We start from the raw sequence: 15,291 nt of genomic DNA on the forward strand, positions 1-15,291 counted from the left end.
GATATACAATAATTTCCGTCCAAAGAAACTCCGATCTCTTTTGAAGCGTCTAATGAGATAAAATCCTCTCATGCAAAGGAGAACTTGTTATCGTGAGAACTGTGGTTTGGAGACGCTGTGTCCGAGTCGTACTGATGTCTGTCTGGTTGGCTGTTTTTTTCACGAGCCTTGTTTATCCGGTGAATTCCTCCCATGCTTTTGGTCAAAGTAAGTTTGAGCCGCCGAGTATCCCACCCGTTATTTCGCTTCTGGAGGATACGCCGCTTTATCCCGAGCAGGATGAATCCGAGGAGCCCTGGGCATTACTCAGTCCCCAGGATGTGGAGACCGTCGAAGCGGAGAACGAGTGGTATACCAAAGAGTCTGGTGAGAAAGTTTGGATTCGAGTCAAGACGACGTGGCTTGGGGAGCTGTGGATACACTTGGAGAAGGAGAAGATAGGTGTCATCAAGCCTATCGATTCCTATATTCTTCTATTGGGGCCGGCACAGTTGTACAGCCAACCGGCTCAGTCTTCCAAAACAGACGTCGTGCTTACCCCTCAAGTGGTTCATGCGAATGCGATTTTTGATTCTTCCTACTCCTATTTGACCAACAGTTACCGGATTGAAACCTCCTGGGTCGGCGATCAATGGCTTGTCTCCAATCCTTATATGCTGGTCAATGTAGAGGTTCTAAATCAAGAGATGGTACTGCCGACGGAAACTCTCTTTTTGGAGGAATACGATACAGCTTATCGGCTCCAGCGGCCATCGGATGCGAGATTCATTCCCCCGCAGAAAGTGTTCGCATTAGAAAGGACGGAGAATGGTGAATACCACGTACGTGGTGAGAATGGAGATACGTTCTGGATCCATCCGGCCTATGCCGAGCCTCTGGGTTCGAAGAAGATTAACGAGACCATCGAACTCACGAAACTGACCGAGCTGCATTTGTTCCCCCAGACATCGCACCCAATTTTCGGTCTGCTCAGCCCGCAGAAGGTGGAGGCTTTTGAGCAGTGGGATGATTCTGAGGGACACCGTTGGTATCGTATTCACAGCTGGAACGGGGATCTATGGATTCAGCCGGATAGCAGCTTATAAGCGGCCTGGGGTTTATGATAGACAGCCTTATAGCTAACCGCAATGGAGCGGTTAAGCAAGGGCTCTACGCCTATCGTTATATCCCCCAGCACTGCTACCACTAATTATTTATGAGTTTCCATGTAAGTATCTTGTCCGTAACTTTAACGATTCAGGAGCAGGTCGCCAGGCGCTTGCTCCTGTTTTTATGATTATACTATCGTACCCGTTAGCTTAACCCCATACAGAAAACAGCCATCTCCTCCCCAGCGGACGGAAATGGCTGTTATGACGGTACCGGGTGGCTGGACGTGTTTGCCGTCAGCGCGCCTTCGCGAGCTTCGTGCCACGAACTGATGCCGCTGCGTATACGACAAGCGCTGTCCAGATGAGCGCGAAGCCGATGAGAAGAACCGGCGAGACCGATTCCTTGAACACGAATACGCTCAGTAACAGCATGATCGTCGGCCCGATGTATTGTACGAAGCCGAGCGTGGACAGCGTCATCCGGGCGGCCGCTCGCGCAAAGAAAAGCAGCGGTAGCGCTGTTACCACGCCGGAAAGAAGCAGTTCGACAAACGTGGATACAGGTAGCGTCCATACCGTCGTCTTTCCCACGGTGGCCAAATAGATCCAGTAGCCGAGCGAAACAGGCAGGACTACAGCCGTCTCCGACAGCAAGCCTACAGAAGCGTCTTGTCCGATCTTCTTCTTCGCGAGGCCGTACAAGCCAAACGTCGCGGCCAGTGAGATTGAGATCCATGGGAACCGTCCGTAGTCGATGGCGATGATGAGCACCGCGGCGCCAGCGATGGCAATCGCGAGCCATTGGCCACGGTTTGGCTTCTCACGAAGGAAGATAACCGCAAGCAGCACGTTCAGCAACGGGTTCAAATAATAACCGAGACTTGTCTCGACGACATGGTCGTTGTTGACAGCCCAGATAAAGATGAGCCAATTAGCAGCGATCAGCAGTCCGCTAGCGGTGAGCGACAGCAGGAGCGAGCGGCTAGCCGCAACCCGCTTCAGGTCACCCCAGTGACGCTGGACGGTGACGAGAATACCCATGAAGACGAACGACCAGACAACCCGATGTGACAGAATCTCGCCTGCCGGCACATCGTTAAACAACTTCCAATAAAGCGGGAGAACTCCCCACATGATATACGCGATAATAGCATTGACCAACCCGTTGTTCATAATCAATTTCCCTCTTCTCACTCCGATGTCTTATCGGATTATACGCCTCAATTATCGTTTAAGTAAAGGGATTAATATTTTGGCCCAAAATAATATGTTACGGTATTGTATCACTTATTATAGGAAGGATGGCATCCCGTGAATATTGCTTCTGTACGCATCATTATCGTCTCGTCGAGTTCTATGAGATAATCTTAGGTATTTCGGCGGAACGCCCAAAAGGCAGTTTGTTGAGTTATCGTACCCGTTAGCTTAATCATTATGGGTATTTAAATTTAATAATCTCTCACCTAAGTCCACGAGCATCCGGTGATAAGCCTCATCATCTTCTAAAACTCTAAAATATAAGGGTTCGTTAAATGTTACATTAGAAAAAACAATTTCCTCGGACCCTAAAGATCCCTTCCATATAACCCCAATCATCGGGTCTTTCCATTTAGGATTTAGCGATTTTGCTTCCCCTGTGAAAGTCAATATTATCTCTCTATCTTTTATGAAACCATTAAACGGATGACTTGTACAATGTATTGTTGGTACTTCATCAATAAAAGGACGTTTTTCGAATATCAATTCGTTTATTTGCAATTCGCCATTTATATCTCTTTCGCTTTCAAGGGGATAAATCATTAGAAATTTTAAACAATGTTTTGATGATGAATAAAATGCTCGGTAATCTCTCATCTTATTTAGCTCCTTAAATAATGGGTAGAGTCTTTCAACTAATCTCCCGTTAGCGTAACACGGCTGCCGATTTATGCCGGCAGCCGCGTCTTGTTTGATTATTATATTATCGGTTATTTTTGGTATTCTCAAATCTGACCAATGTATTCCCTCTTATAACTGCAATTCCAATATCACCAATATTGAGTGACTCGAAGAGATCTGGATTATAAGTGGCTAATGTAATTATCTCTGTATCATCATTGATTACTGTAATCTCATATGATGTCACTTTATTTGCAGCGCCCATAACAGTAAATGTTTCTTTCTCTTTAAGAACTACTCTTGAGCGGAAACTTCTTTTAGGCTTTAAAAAGTAGATGAATAAGGGGATAGAAATTAACACGATAAACCCCAATATTCCAATAAGCATTTTTATCCTGACCACCTCAATTTACATCATCTTCCTCTATACTACATACAAGATATTATCGTCGTGTTGAGCTATTGTACCCGTTAGCGGAATCACACATTCAATAATTCCTTGGTCTTTTTTATTGAATATCGAGTGCTAGAAGTTCCAGTTTCACAGGAAAACTGTAACCCAATGATTCCAACAAAAGTAACTTATCCTTTTCTTGTTCATTTACCAACGTCTCAACATTAATTCGCCCGTGTTTTAGATGATATTCAAATGCCTTAGTTATTAGAAACTCACTAAGTCCCTTGTTTCCCCATCGTGGGATTACAAACAACCTTTCAACCGCACCAGTTTGCCAACACATAACGCTTCCAACAAGTTCCTCGCCTTCATACGCCCCAATGGTGTGTAATTCTGGTCCCCCCATCATCCATTCCAGCATATTGATGCTTCTATATACAACACCTTGATAAAACTGATTTTCAAGTTCAGTGTATTTTACTCGTTCCTCTTTTGTTTTCATGGGATGATGACGTATAGTAACACCACTTGGCATTTTGAATTTAGGAATGCATTCACTCAACGATTGCTTTGCAAAGTAATACTTTTGATAGGAAGAAAAACCTTGTTCTATGAAAAATTCTCTATCACCATCAAAATCATCCCACGCAACCAACTTTGTTTTCTTTCCAGGATTACGAATCGCTAAACAGATATCAACTAATGAAGGGTATATTATTTTCCTCACTTCATCAATTCGCTCAGAACCCTCTTCGTTAACATGAATCACAATTTCCATTACGTTGTGGTCATCAGCTATTCCTTGACGCACATATCCTACAGTGATGAGTTTACTATCTTCGTTGAATACACAGCTCATCTTTTGGTGCTCAAAATCTTTGTTGTGTTTAAAAAGTGCCCATGCTTTATGGCTTAGTTTCATTACACTATCCTCTAAATCCGAACTATAAGGTCGAACTATCATAGACATCCATACTCTCTCCCTTGCGAGTTTCATTCTCTACATAATACAAAATAAGTAAATATTTACAAGGTAATCTTTAATTAAAAGCAGTTTCATCCACACTGAGGAAAACTGCGCGTTAGTATAACGCGGCTGCTGATCCATACCGGCAGGCACGTCTTGGTTATTCATCGAACTAACGTTCTCCCGTTAGTTGAACGATTACTCGGAATAATGAAAATTTCTACAATCTCATTTAAACTCACTTGTTGATCATCTTCTAAGCTCAGAAGGAAAAATTAGCCCAACGGAATTAAAGCAAGAATTAGCAAAAGGTAAATCGGTTGTGGAAATTGCTGCATCTAAAAATGTATCTAGACAACAAGTGGTTGATGTCATTGCAAAAACACAGGTTGATTTACAAATTCAAGGCGAAAATAGTGGCGATGTTCCAAAAAGCAATCTTTCCAATGAACAACTGTTAAAAGCTGTTGAACCAAAAGTCTTGCAAATTATTGAACATAAAACGGAAACTTCGTCGAAGAAATAACAAGTCAAGGGTTTTTAAATTTCAAGACTACAGATTCAGAGCTTTATGATTGTGATTCGACAACCACCTTGGGGTTTTAGGCACTCCCCGTTTCACGGCTTACCAAGAGCAAGCTTAGAGGTCGGGCAGCTTCGTTTGCGAATGATTATTACCACGCTGCTGGTCGCCTTCAGTTGCACTAATTAAAAGACCTGCAGTAAACAAGAATGCACAGCCTATAATCCGCAGGGCGCGGATTTAGACAATTACGTTATTTTCAGCCTTATTTCCTCCAGTTGCACCTGCAATTTAACTAAGCAGCCCATTACAAATATTTCAAAAACTTTATACTAACTCTTGAAGTTTACGTAGCGTAATGTCTTATAATCAAACACACCGGTAAATACCTCGCGCGAAAAAGGGGATGATCACGAAACGAGAGTGGAAATTTCGGAAACATGCGAAATTGACGGGATTAACGTTTCGAACATAGTAATACCACATCCAGATCTCGTTGACCGTTCAAGACTTCGCCAAATTATTGAGCGCCATGAGGATGAGTCATTAGAAATATTTTGCCGAGCGGCGAGCGAGCTGGAATCCTCACCTCGACCGGCTTGATGATTATCTCGGCGATATCCGGATGAGCCGCCCCAAGGAGGAGAAAATATTATAAACGAACGATCCATAAAGTACACTACATTTGTTATAGAGCGTAATTATAGCGCTTCACCCGAGCGGGTATTCACCTCTTGGTCGGACCTGTCGGCTAAAGCCCGGTGGTACCCGAAGGCCGACGAGTTCGACTTCCGGGTCGGCGGACGAGAGATCAACCGCGGTAACCCGTCAGGCGGTCCGATCTTTACTTTCGACGCCTGCTATCAAAAGATCGTTCAGAACAGTCGCATCGTTTATACCTATACCCTGGACCAGGGGGAGACAAGGATTTCGGTCTCCTTGACGACGGCGGAAATTAAGCCAGTGAGTAACGGCACACAGCTCATCTACACCGAGCAAGGCGCCTTCCTCGATGGCCATAATACGCCAGAACAGCGCGAGTACGGAACAAAATTTATGCTGGACAAGCTGAGCGAGCAGCTGGAGAACGAATGATGAACGCTGTGAAAGGGAATGAGATACAAGCCGGCATTCGGGAATGGACAGGGCTCGCCGTACTAGCCCTGCCCGCTCTTCTTGTCTCGATCGACCTCTCCGTTATGATTCTCGCACTACCGCATATTGGTGCCGACCTCGGCGCCGACAGCGCCCAGCAGTTGTGGATCATTGACATCTACGGCTTCATGCTCGCAGGATTTTTAATCACTATGGGCACACTGGGAGACCGAATCGGCCGCCGCAAGCTGCTGTTGTTGGGCGGGTCAGCCTTTGTAATAGCCTCGATATTGGCAGCATTCTCCCGAAGCGCTGAGATGCTTATTTTGGCCCGCGCATTGCTTGGTATCGCCGGGGCGACCGTATCACCCTCGACACTAGCCTTGATAAGTAACATGTTTCGCGACCAAAAGCAGCGCTCCCTAGCCGTCGGCATATGGTTAATGTGCTCCATGGGCGGCATGGCACTTGGACCGGTAATTGGTGGTATCATGTTAGATCACTTCTGGTGGGGGGCGGTATTCCTGTTGGGCGTCCCGGTTAAGTTGCTTCTGGTAATAACCGGGCCGCTGCTACTGCCCGAGTACCGTCACCCTGAATCCGGGCGGATAGATTTGACGAGTGTCTTATTATCACTGGGCACCATTCTACCGGTCATATACGGCCTCAAGGAAATCGCCAAGCATGGTCTGCAAATAGTGCCTTTGCTGTTAATTTTGGCAGGTGCCGTCCTCGGCGCGGTGTTCATATCACGGCAGCGCAGTCTGTCGTCCCCTTTGCTGGACCTTCGCTTGTTTACGAGCCCCGGATTCAGCGCCGCATTGGGGGGCATGTTCGGTATTACGCTGACAGGTGCAACCATGCTCTTCGTCGCGCAGCACCTCCAGTTCGTACAAGGGTTGTCGCCCCTTGAGGCAGGGTTGTACATGCTCCCCGGAGTAATTGCGTCGATGGCCGGGATGTTCCTCTCGCCGCTCATCGCGCGCCGAATCCGCCCAGCCCGCCTTATCGGGACGGGTCTCTTTATCTCGGCAATTGGCTGTCTGCTGTTGACCCAAGTGGGGGTTGAGTCCGATCTCACGATTCTGGTGATCGGATATATCTTCTTTAACATAGGCTCTGCCCCGCTTCCGAGCCTATCAAGCGACTTAGTCATCGGCTCAGCCCCTCCCGAGAAGGCGGGATCGGCGGCCTCCATGTTGCAGACCAGTGGCGAATTCGCTTTCGCGCTGGGCATCGCGGTCCTAGGCAGCATTGGCACGATCATTTACCGCGATCAAGTCGCTAGTTCCATTCCTACCGACTTGCCGGCAGCCTCGGTACAAGCTTCCCGCGACAGCTTGGCCGGTGCTGTAACCGTAGCGGAAGGCCTCTCCGAGCAGATCGGGACGGCACTTCTCACCGGTGCCCGTGAAGCTTTTACAGGCGGGATGCACGCCGTTGCGGCAGCCAGCGGAGCAATTATGCTAGGTATCATCATCCTTGTCATGACGCAGCTCCGATATGTACAACCAATCGGAGAGACTCAGTCTAACCAAGCCGTTAGTATTCCCGAAGCAGTACCAGGCGCTGACGAAGAAACAAGTTAGTTGCACTGCATAGTTATACGATAAGTAAGATACCGTTGGGTAGTACGATTACATCTCTCTGGTTGAGAGAGATTCGAACCGTCGAATGGGTAAAACCCGGTCACGTTTGCAGTGTGACCTGGCTTTACCCCTGCTTCAACTTCATCCTTGTATAAACTTCCAGCCCCTTTCTGCACGTTCCTGTATTACATCTTGATAATTTTTAAATAGTTTTCCAGTATAGCCGTAATATATTCTTACAAAATCTACTCATTCATCATTTGCACTTCATAAAAAAACGAGTCTAAAATAACTTTAGACTCGTTTAGACATCCCCGAAGCCGTTATCCGTTAAATACTCTTTGATCGCTGTTTTGACAATGCTTCTAAATGATTAAAAATCAAAGATAAGGAAGCAGTTGCCGTGACGGTCTACTTCCTAGTCATTGCATTATCGTACCCGTTAGTTCAATAGCGCAATTAGTCTGGGACTGATGTAAATCTTTACAATAAGTGTTCTAACTCCTTAGATACCATTTCGAATCTTTTTATTCCTTCAACAGTGTCTAGATATATAAAAAATATATAATTGTGTAGGTATCTTAGTTTTGATAAAGAAATATGCTCTTTATCGACCTCGCTTTTTATATCTTTTTGTACCCTCAGTATCAAATCAAAATTCCCGTAAATGAAGTTAGCTGTTGGTTTAATAACAAGTGTGGAGTTGTTGAAACGGTCAAAGTATATCTGTAATTTTTGAATTTTTCTTTCGAAGAATGTGAGTAATGAAAATATATGCAGTAGTTGAGCTATCTAATTGGACAACTTCATCTTTTGAAAGTCCTTTCGCCTCATATTCTTTTTCAAACTGTCCTACCAGAAATCTCAACAACCTCCAATTCAAATCACCCAATAAACATCAGCCATGACAAATTCGTAAATTGGTTTGTAAAAAAGAAGTTATCTTCGTAATTCAGCATACTTCCTTTTCTTCTTTCCTCTTTTAAATATTTTAAAAAAGGTGCCCACCCACTTTCAAAAGTAGCTATCCGTTTAATTTCATTTCTTTCTTCGTATTATATTTTACTCCATTTCGTTGCGTTAACCTGTCTCTGCCGCATGGCGATCTGCTCCCTGGTTGTTATCCAACGTACCCGTTAGCGGAATGATCAACCTTTGGATAGTAAAATAGTATCTCCTAGTTCTCTCCTTTAGCCGATCTTAATAATCCTTTATTAGGAGTGTCACTAGGAGTGTCACTACAACTTCGAAACATTTCTAATTGAGGCGGACTATTATAAAAAAATATATTTCCACACTTATCGCATTGATACACTAACTTAGTGAGATTAATTGCTATCGATCTAATTCTCATTAATGCTTCTTCTTTATCTTCTGGAGTTGATCCAGTTTTTTCAACAGCATTATCAATTTCTTCTAAAAAATTAAACCAATCTTGGTCTGATATTAAGTATGCTTTATAGGACAAGTAATCGGTTTGATCATATATCGCATGACCACACTCACACAAGAATTTCATCCTATAACCGTCCACTATAGAATGATATCGTTTTCAAATTTATAAAATGTTCCGCATGTTTACAGTTGTTTCTTGGACAAACTGTGCAATTAATGTAGCAGTGTTTATGATAAATCGATATAAGATAAATGGAGTGATGTATTATGAGTTCTTATCTATGCATTACGGGCAGCACTGTGTTCCATAATGGAAATGGAATGTTCCCGTCGGTTGCCATCCAGGGTCTGCCTTGTGGAACGTTTGGGGCGGAAGCGGTCAAAACATACTGGGCGAGAACTGCTGCAATTTAAGTGTTGGAGACGTTTTCTTAATCAATCAAAAGAAGGCGGTTGTGTATTGTGTGACATGCCTTTAAACAGACATGTCCCCAAGAACATTCCGTAATTGGATCGAAAATCCTGGGGACAGCTTCAGTCCATTTCTTTCCATGACATTACTGCAAAACTATTAATCCTCGAATCTTACCGGTGCGCCATTTTCGGCGCTCAAGTAAACCTTATCTAACATTTGGGTAATCTTGAGTCCCTGTTGAGGCGTGCAAGATACCTCCTCGTCATTGACAATGGCATCCAGAAACGCTTGTCGGATGTTCGGCATCCGAGAAATGTTTATTTCATCAAAAGGGATGTCGTGAACGTCGCCGTCGATTTCCAAAAACACTTTATTGCTTGCAGCATTATCATCTCCAACTACTTTATGAAGGATCGCACCGCCCTTGGAGCCATAGATCCGTGTTGTGATCACCTCGTTCTCACGGTTGCCGGCCCAGGATGCTTCCAACTCAAGCATTGCCCCGTTTGTCATGCGAAACATAGCTACACCCATGTCTTCTAGCTCGAAATTTTGAAAGCCTCTGCGCGCTGCTTCCTCCTTGGAAACCTTGCTAAACGTGTTAGCCAGCACCCATTCCGGGTCCGGATATCCGCAAAACCACATGGCGCGGTCAAGCACATGAACGCCAAGATCAATGATAGCTCCGCCGCCGCATAGTTCTTTTCCAGAAGAAAGCGGATACCACCATGGTACCCCTCGTCTTCGTTGCCACAGCGTACGCACATAATAGATATCGCCAAGCTTGCCTTCGTCGATAACGGATTTTAACTTTTGGCATTCATGTTGAAAACGCTGATTGAAGTTGATCATCAACTTCTTGTTGTGCTTTTGAGCGGCTTCAAGCATTTTCCTACCTTCTGCCGCATTTCTTGCCATCGGCTTTTCGCATAGCACATGCACTCCCGCTTCCATAGCCTGGATGGCAAGCTTCATATGCAAGAAATTAGGAACTGCAAGGCTGATTGCATCCAGATTTTCCTCTCTCAGCATTTGATCGAAATCCGTATACTTTTTTGAAATGTTATATTTATCGCCTATTTCCTGCAGTTTTGATTCATTAACGTCGCACAGCACAATTTCTTTAACGGTGTCGCTTTTCGCATAGTCTTTAACGTGACTTGCTCCTACAGTTAAGCCGACAACACCTACTTTGAGTTTTCGGTCACTCAAGCTTATCCCCCCGTTACTGTATTGAAGAAGCATAAATAACGATAATTCTTAAGTCTTCCGGGCCGTTATTAATAAGACCGTGGCTGCCGTTTGCACGGCAGACGCTGATGTCGCCGGCCGACATCTCGTATTGTTTGCCGTCAAGCTCCATGATTCCTTGACCGGAAATGCAGTAATACCACTCTTCTACGGGAGCATCGCTCTTATGCTGGTGATAGCCGAAAGTCGAACCAGGTGGGATGATATCATCATGAATGAATTTGATGTATTGCTTATCACTTGATGACACTGCTTGAATAAGATCCTTTAGCTGAAAAGGACCTTTGCCGCCATGGCAATTTTGACGTGTTTCATAAGTTTGTGACTTGTTGTCGATAAAATCCGTTTTATTCATAGAAGCAACTCCTTTTTAAATCTAACTCAACGATAAATTAATCATATGTCTGAAGAATAGGAATGTAAATGTCAAAATGCGATATCAATTTATGAAAAATCGATATTCTAGTGCGCGTATGAAGGAGGCATTACAGACGGATCTGTGTCTTGTTTGACTAGCAACTTGGCTATCCCAAGCTCGACCCCTGGTCTTCCTCCAACCTTCTCCTTTACTTTCCCGGTCAGCTTGCTAGTTTCCGCTGTAGCGATATGGAGGCCGACTTCCTTAGCTCCATCTATGTTTTCGAGGTTTAGCATGTTAGACGGAACTGTTATGGTTCCGAACGCGGTCTTGATCTTCATTAACTTGCCCGGATCAGAAGAGATAAACGCTTCGGATGGTACCATGACAGTATAGATCGTGGCCTTCTCAACTTTCGGGATGTCTATGGATATGGTCTTGAAGAGTTGTTTTTCTGCCGGGTGTTACGGAAAGCATCTTCTAGGGTTTTTATATTGATTACAGTTCCGGCCTCGCCGGTTATATCGTCAAAGGTATGTGTGGCTGCCTTCACCACCGTACATTGTGCAGGTATCTTAGTTTTGATAAAGAAATATGCTTTAGTTCGACCTCGCTTTTTAAGTCTTTTTGTACCCTCATTATCAACTGCCATTCCCCTGGTGTCTTCCCCTCTCATCATAACGGCATGTGTAGCACCAACGGATTTAGGTATTCTTGAATTTTTTATTAATGAGGGAAGCCAGCCTGGACGAAGCGGGCACTATGAATTACGGCAATTATAGCTTTGACCCCAAAGAGCTCCGTTACCCAACAGATGGCATTCATAGGTGCGGCGAAAATCGATAAGTTTTGCTCCTCCATTAAAAATGGACAATGTTTGTGTAGCGATAATAGGATCAAGTTTGTGTCGTCAAATCGCGACCAAACTTGATCCTATAAATTAAAAAATCTCTAGTTAATAAGAGTTTTATGAAACAATGTTTGTGTCGTCTGACAAGCGTCGTCTTCTGTCTAATTGGCGTGCAGGGTTTTCTCTACAAAAATTGCGAATCCCGTAGGGACAACAGCAAGTAATTCTACACAGAAAAAAACTGCTGAAGAATTCCAGCTAGTGAGATCGCGCTAATCCCTTTGACAGCAAGCATAGATTTAGCAAAAGGGATGCGGTCTAAGACTGCCGTAATCTCTGCCTCTACGACTTGTAGCTGTTGGCAAGCTAGGTCGTATTCAGCGAGAAGCTGCGTTAAGTGGAGCTTGTACGCATGCGTTGCCCGCTTAGAACCAACAGAATGACGAGCAAGCGTAATTAGGGTCTGAGCCTTCTTGTTCCCGGGTTGACGTTGCATAACGGATTTCCAGCCCTTTACCACGTCCTGAGGCTAGCTTTTTCAATTCTTCAGGAGTCGGGAAAAGACGAAGTGTGGCCAATGAACCTCTACACATCAGGTTCTTAAACACTTGTCGCAGCTCAGGGAACACTACGTCAGCCCAACGATGGACTTGGTTCTTTGCACTAACGAGTCTTGTAACGACGGAATCTCGGTTTGAAAGTAAGACACGAAGTTCCTCAAACGCTTCAGGCGCGTTGCGAATGAACGAGTAGCAGCCATTTTTTACCATGTCTGCGATGACGAGAGCATCCTTTTGGTCGCTCTTCGATGGCGTATTGTCGCGGTTTTCCTTATTTATTCTTTTTCACGAGATGAGGATCAACAAGAACAACTTCAAATTGTTTCTCGGATAGCCATCTGGAGACGCTCAGCCAATAATGACCAGTCGGTTCCATGCCGATGATAGCGGTGTTAAGATTGTGGGCTGCTAGCAACGATTGGATCCAGCGAAGAAGGATCTGAAAACCTTCTTCGTCATTTGAGAAAGCTAGCGGATTGCCGATTACGATCCCACGGAAGTTTACTGCACGCGCGACGTGCGTTTGTTGTGCGATGTCGATTTCGACGACGAGATGCTGAGGGCTAATCTTTTCAATGAGTTGATTTTTGTTTCTCCTGTGCTTTAAACTTCATAGTAGAGCGTCCTCCTGGATGATGGGATTTTAAGGGCTATGACCCGTTGCGTACTCCCATCGTACCGAGGCGCTCGTTTTTTTGCAAAGCTCAAAATTAACGCTCTACAGGAATGCTGTCGCACCCGTTAGCGGAAAAGACCTCTTCTTGTTCTCTACGGTTCAGTATCTATGTGTTGGTTATAGCGTATATATAAAAGCCACTTATAGCAAGAATGATAAAGCCTCCAGAAATTTTTGTAACTAGTAGAATCGCACCCGATCGCTCACAATTTCACCTAACGCCCGTGAACATTTTCCCCATTTTGCCATAGTATCGTAACCGTTAGCGTAACGCTTACTTGTATCGTCTTTCATCAAATCTATTCTTTGCCAAAGTTCGTATGTCTTCGTCCTCATCATTTAGTAAAAAAGTTAGGACTTGAATTGTTGCTTTTTTATTGTAAACAATCCGTTTTCCAACCGAGCAATCTGAATCTTTAGCCAGTTTTAATTGCAAGTGCTCAGGCAGTCGATTTTTTGTTGCAACATTAAACCTGACCCTTTCATCCGCATCGTTAGCGAGAATCTCCATAATCTCATCAGGAATTGATTTATTATGTGCTACCCATTCACGCATATTAGGGTATCACTTCTAACCAAACCTCAGAAGGTGCTTCATCCCAAGCAGCTTTCAGGTACTCATCCCTCCAGCGCGGCCTTTTCATACATGTCATCGGTCAAGTCTAAACCGGTTACGCCATCGATATATTCCAGCCACAGATGGTATTCATTAACTTCGGCATTGAACTCGGCGTGATAACATGTCGGCCAGCGGAGGGCTTGCGAGAAAGTCGCTCCCAAGTCAGACGAATAGAGATCAAATTCCCGACGCCATGAACCCGGATCGCCGTAACGCTCCCATTTGTTCTGGATTTTCAGCACTATACGGTAAGGCAATTTTTCGCCATCCACGGTTTCGGCGATCCCCGTTACCAGGTACACATTTCCCACAGTTCCGCCCTCTAACGGCATAGTTTGGAAGTCAGTGGAGATGATATTCGTCTTGAACCGTTGGTTTAAAGCATAAATCAGCTTTTCAAGTTCAATATTCATTTATTCCTCCATTTTCTTCTTTGTCGATGAGGTAGCGCTTATTATCCTGGATATACTTGTTATCATTTTGCGGGGCATAGATACCCATCTAATGAGATAACTACAGCCGTTATACCAGCTGCTTAGATGATTATATCAAATGTGATCCCTTATTTTGGGGTGACTTTAGTTATAACTATCCTGCCCTTTAGCTTAATGACAGAAAGAGCAGTTGCCGGCGGCAAACTGCTCCTGGATGAAATTGATCTAACGTACCCTTTAGTGCAATCCGAATAATCTTTTGGAGGAATAGATTTTAAGTGTTTTAAAGCTTCATTAATAGCCTTCTCGACGTCATACCTTCCAGGTGAGCGCCGTCTCCAGCATTGATTTCAAAGATTCGGCCCTATACAGCTCCGGCTTTACCTTTAGTTTCGTGAACTCCTCACCGATATAGCGGATAAAATCATCACGGAGCCGGTCTAGCTGTTCCACCGTTAACAAATATAAATAAGCTTGTACATAACCGTAATCCGGGTACCACTCCCTGCTTTCCAGAAAAGCAAAAGATGAACGCTGGTACCACGCCGGGAACTCGCCTTCAAAGCCTCTGTAATCTCTTGATCCTCCCCGGACATAGCATAGAACCGGTTCTCTGATAGCAGACTTCTGTACTTCACGGTACCGCTACCCGGAAACGTGTTCGGAAGCTCATGAAAACGAAGCAGCTTGTCTTGCATGTCAACATAGACGTCCGGCCCAGCGTAACGCGGGTTAAACTGCCGCCTCACCGCAGCATGAGCGATTTCTTTCAGCAGGGCAAGAGCTTCTGTAGCTTCCTGCTTACCGGGGGAACCCGCGAAGAACAACCCCTGCTTGCCGGCGCGAATTTCAGCCCGGTCGATGGCGTCGTGAAGCGCGTCCGCAAATTGCTCCTTACTGTGCGCAGCCCACTTGGCAAATCGGTCAGTTAAATTTTTGCTTATGCCAAACTCCCTACGCAAAATATTGACAATGTCGACCCCGCCGCTCCCTTGAACTGTATTTAGTATTCAAGCAATAATCTTTCCAAGTTTTTGGCCTTATTAATGCTGACTATAACCTCGTCTGGGACAGTGTAGACAGCTGCCTGCTCTTTCTGCTTTAGATCGGAAATAAGTTGCTCCAGCTTTTCAAGTAAAGGTTGCTGCATTTTGACTCACCCTTTCTTGAATTCATTATTCCATCTTTTCCGA

At 44.8% G+C, this 15,291-nt stretch carries 15 protein-coding genes and 2 pseudogenes; 4 read left to right on the top strand and 13 right to left on the bottom strand.

Annotated elements, in window-relative coordinates; genetic code table 11:
• Positions 1–92 precede the first annotated feature (92 nt).
• A complete protein-coding gene (locus ACFQ88_RS05240; RefSeq protein ID WP_379452639.1) occupies positions 93–1,085 on the top strand; it encodes an SH3 domain-containing protein in 993 nt (330 codons plus the stop codon).
• Between the two features lie 300 nt (positions 1,086–1,385).
• Here the strand turns inward: ACFQ88_RS05240 and rarD are convergent, their stop codons facing one another.
• The 4 genes from rarD to ACFQ88_RS05260 form a co-directional block, all read right to left on the bottom strand.
• Positions 1,386–2,264, bottom strand: a complete 879-nt coding sequence (gene rarD / locus ACFQ88_RS05245; RefSeq protein WP_379453588.1) for an EamA family transporter RarD — start codon at positions 2,262–2,264, stop codon at positions 1,386–1,388.
• A 252-nt stretch (positions 2,265–2,516) separates the two neighbouring features.
• Positions 2,517–2,945, bottom strand: coding sequence for a hypothetical protein (locus ACFQ88_RS05250; RefSeq protein WP_379452641.1), 429 nt, complete (start codon positions 2,943–2,945; stop codon positions 2,517–2,519).
• Positions 2,946–3,051: 106 nt separating this feature from the next.
• Positions 3,052–3,357: a hypothetical protein gene (locus tag ACFQ88_RS05255; RefSeq protein ID WP_239624249.1), complete on the bottom strand. Its 306-nt coding sequence runs from the start codon at positions 3,355–3,357 to the stop codon at positions 3,052–3,054.
• A 121-nt stretch (positions 3,358–3,478) separates the two neighbouring features.
• Positions 3,479–4,336, bottom strand: a complete 858-nt coding sequence (locus ACFQ88_RS05260) for a GNAT family N-acetyltransferase (RefSeq protein WP_239624251.1) — start codon at positions 4,334–4,336, stop codon at positions 3,479–3,481.
• 232 nt (positions 4,337–4,568) lie between these two features.
• On the opposite strand from ACFQ88_RS05260, the pseudogene ACFQ88_RS05265 reads away from it, so the two are divergent.
• The 3 genes and pseudogenes from ACFQ88_RS05265 to ACFQ88_RS05275 form a co-directional block, all read left to right on the top strand.
• Positions 4,569–4,859: pseudogene (locus tag ACFQ88_RS05265) on the top strand (hypothetical protein); the annotation flags it as partial.
• 651 nt (positions 4,860–5,510) lie between these two features.
• Positions 5,511–5,951 carry an SRPBCC family protein gene (locus tag ACFQ88_RS05270; RefSeq protein ID WP_379453590.1) on the top strand — a complete coding sequence of 147 codons (441 nt, stop codon included), beginning with the start codon at positions 5,511–5,513 and terminating at the stop codon, positions 5,949–5,951.
• Positions 5,951–7,540: an MFS transporter gene (locus ACFQ88_RS05275; protein ID WP_379453592.1), complete on the top strand. Its 1,590-nt coding sequence runs from the start codon at positions 5,951–5,953 to the stop codon at positions 7,538–7,540. Before ACFQ88_RS05270 ends, ACFQ88_RS05275 begins: the two co-directional genes overlap by 1 nt.
• Positions 7,541–8,717: 1,177 nt before the next feature.
• Here the strand turns inward: ACFQ88_RS05275 and ACFQ88_RS05280 are convergent.
• From ACFQ88_RS05280 to ACFQ88_RS05320, 9 genes and pseudogenes are all read right to left on the bottom strand, one after another.
• Positions 8,718–9,059 (bottom strand): hypothetical protein, encoded by a 342-nt coding sequence (locus ACFQ88_RS05280; protein WP_379452644.1) that lies wholly within the window; start codon positions 9,057–9,059, stop codon positions 8,718–8,720.
• 447 nt (positions 9,060–9,506) lie between these two features.
• Positions 9,507–10,562: a Gfo/Idh/MocA family protein gene (locus tag ACFQ88_RS05285; protein WP_379452646.1), complete on the bottom strand. Its 1,056-nt coding sequence runs from the start codon at positions 10,560–10,562 to the stop codon at positions 9,507–9,509.
• 13 nt (positions 10,563–10,575) lie between these two features.
• Entirely contained in the window at positions 10,576–10,956 is a 381-nt protein-coding gene (locus ACFQ88_RS05290; protein ID WP_379452648.1) for a cupin domain-containing protein, read from the bottom strand.
• A gap of 427 nt (positions 10,957–11,383) precedes the next feature.
• Positions 11,384–11,611 (bottom strand): hypothetical protein, encoded by a 228-nt coding sequence (locus tag ACFQ88_RS05295; RefSeq protein ID WP_379452650.1) that lies wholly within the window; start codon positions 11,609–11,611, stop codon positions 11,384–11,386.
• A 445-nt stretch (positions 11,612–12,056) separates the two neighbouring features.
• Positions 12,057–12,983, bottom strand: a pseudogene (locus ACFQ88_RS05300) (IS110 family transposase); the annotation flags it as partial.
• Positions 12,984–13,319: 336 nt separating this feature from the next.
• Positions 13,320–13,601, bottom strand: coding sequence for a hypothetical protein (locus tag ACFQ88_RS05305; protein WP_379452652.1), 282 nt, complete (start codon positions 13,599–13,601; stop codon positions 13,320–13,322).
• Positions 13,602–13,663: 62 nt separating this feature from the next.
• Positions 13,664–14,077: a hypothetical protein gene (locus tag ACFQ88_RS05310; protein WP_379452654.1), complete on the bottom strand. Its 414-nt coding sequence runs from the start codon at positions 14,075–14,077 to the stop codon at positions 13,664–13,666.
• A gap of 476 nt (positions 14,078–14,553) precedes the next feature.
• Entirely contained in the window at positions 14,554–15,060 is a 507-nt protein-coding gene (locus ACFQ88_RS05315; RefSeq protein ID WP_379452656.1) for a hypothetical protein, read from the bottom strand.
• Positions 15,061–15,101: 41 nt separating this feature from the next.
• Positions 15,102–15,248 carry a hypothetical protein gene (locus ACFQ88_RS05320; protein ID WP_379452658.1) on the bottom strand — a complete coding sequence of 49 codons (147 nt, stop codon included), beginning with the start codon at positions 15,246–15,248 and terminating at the stop codon, positions 15,102–15,104.
• Between the last annotated feature and the right edge of the window lie 43 nt (positions 15,249–15,291).

Origin of the sequence: Paenibacillus sp. NPDC056579 (genome assembly GCF_042793215.1) — a bacterium.
GTDB lineage: Bacteria > Bacillota > Bacilli > Paenibacillales > NBRC-103111 > Paenibacillus_S.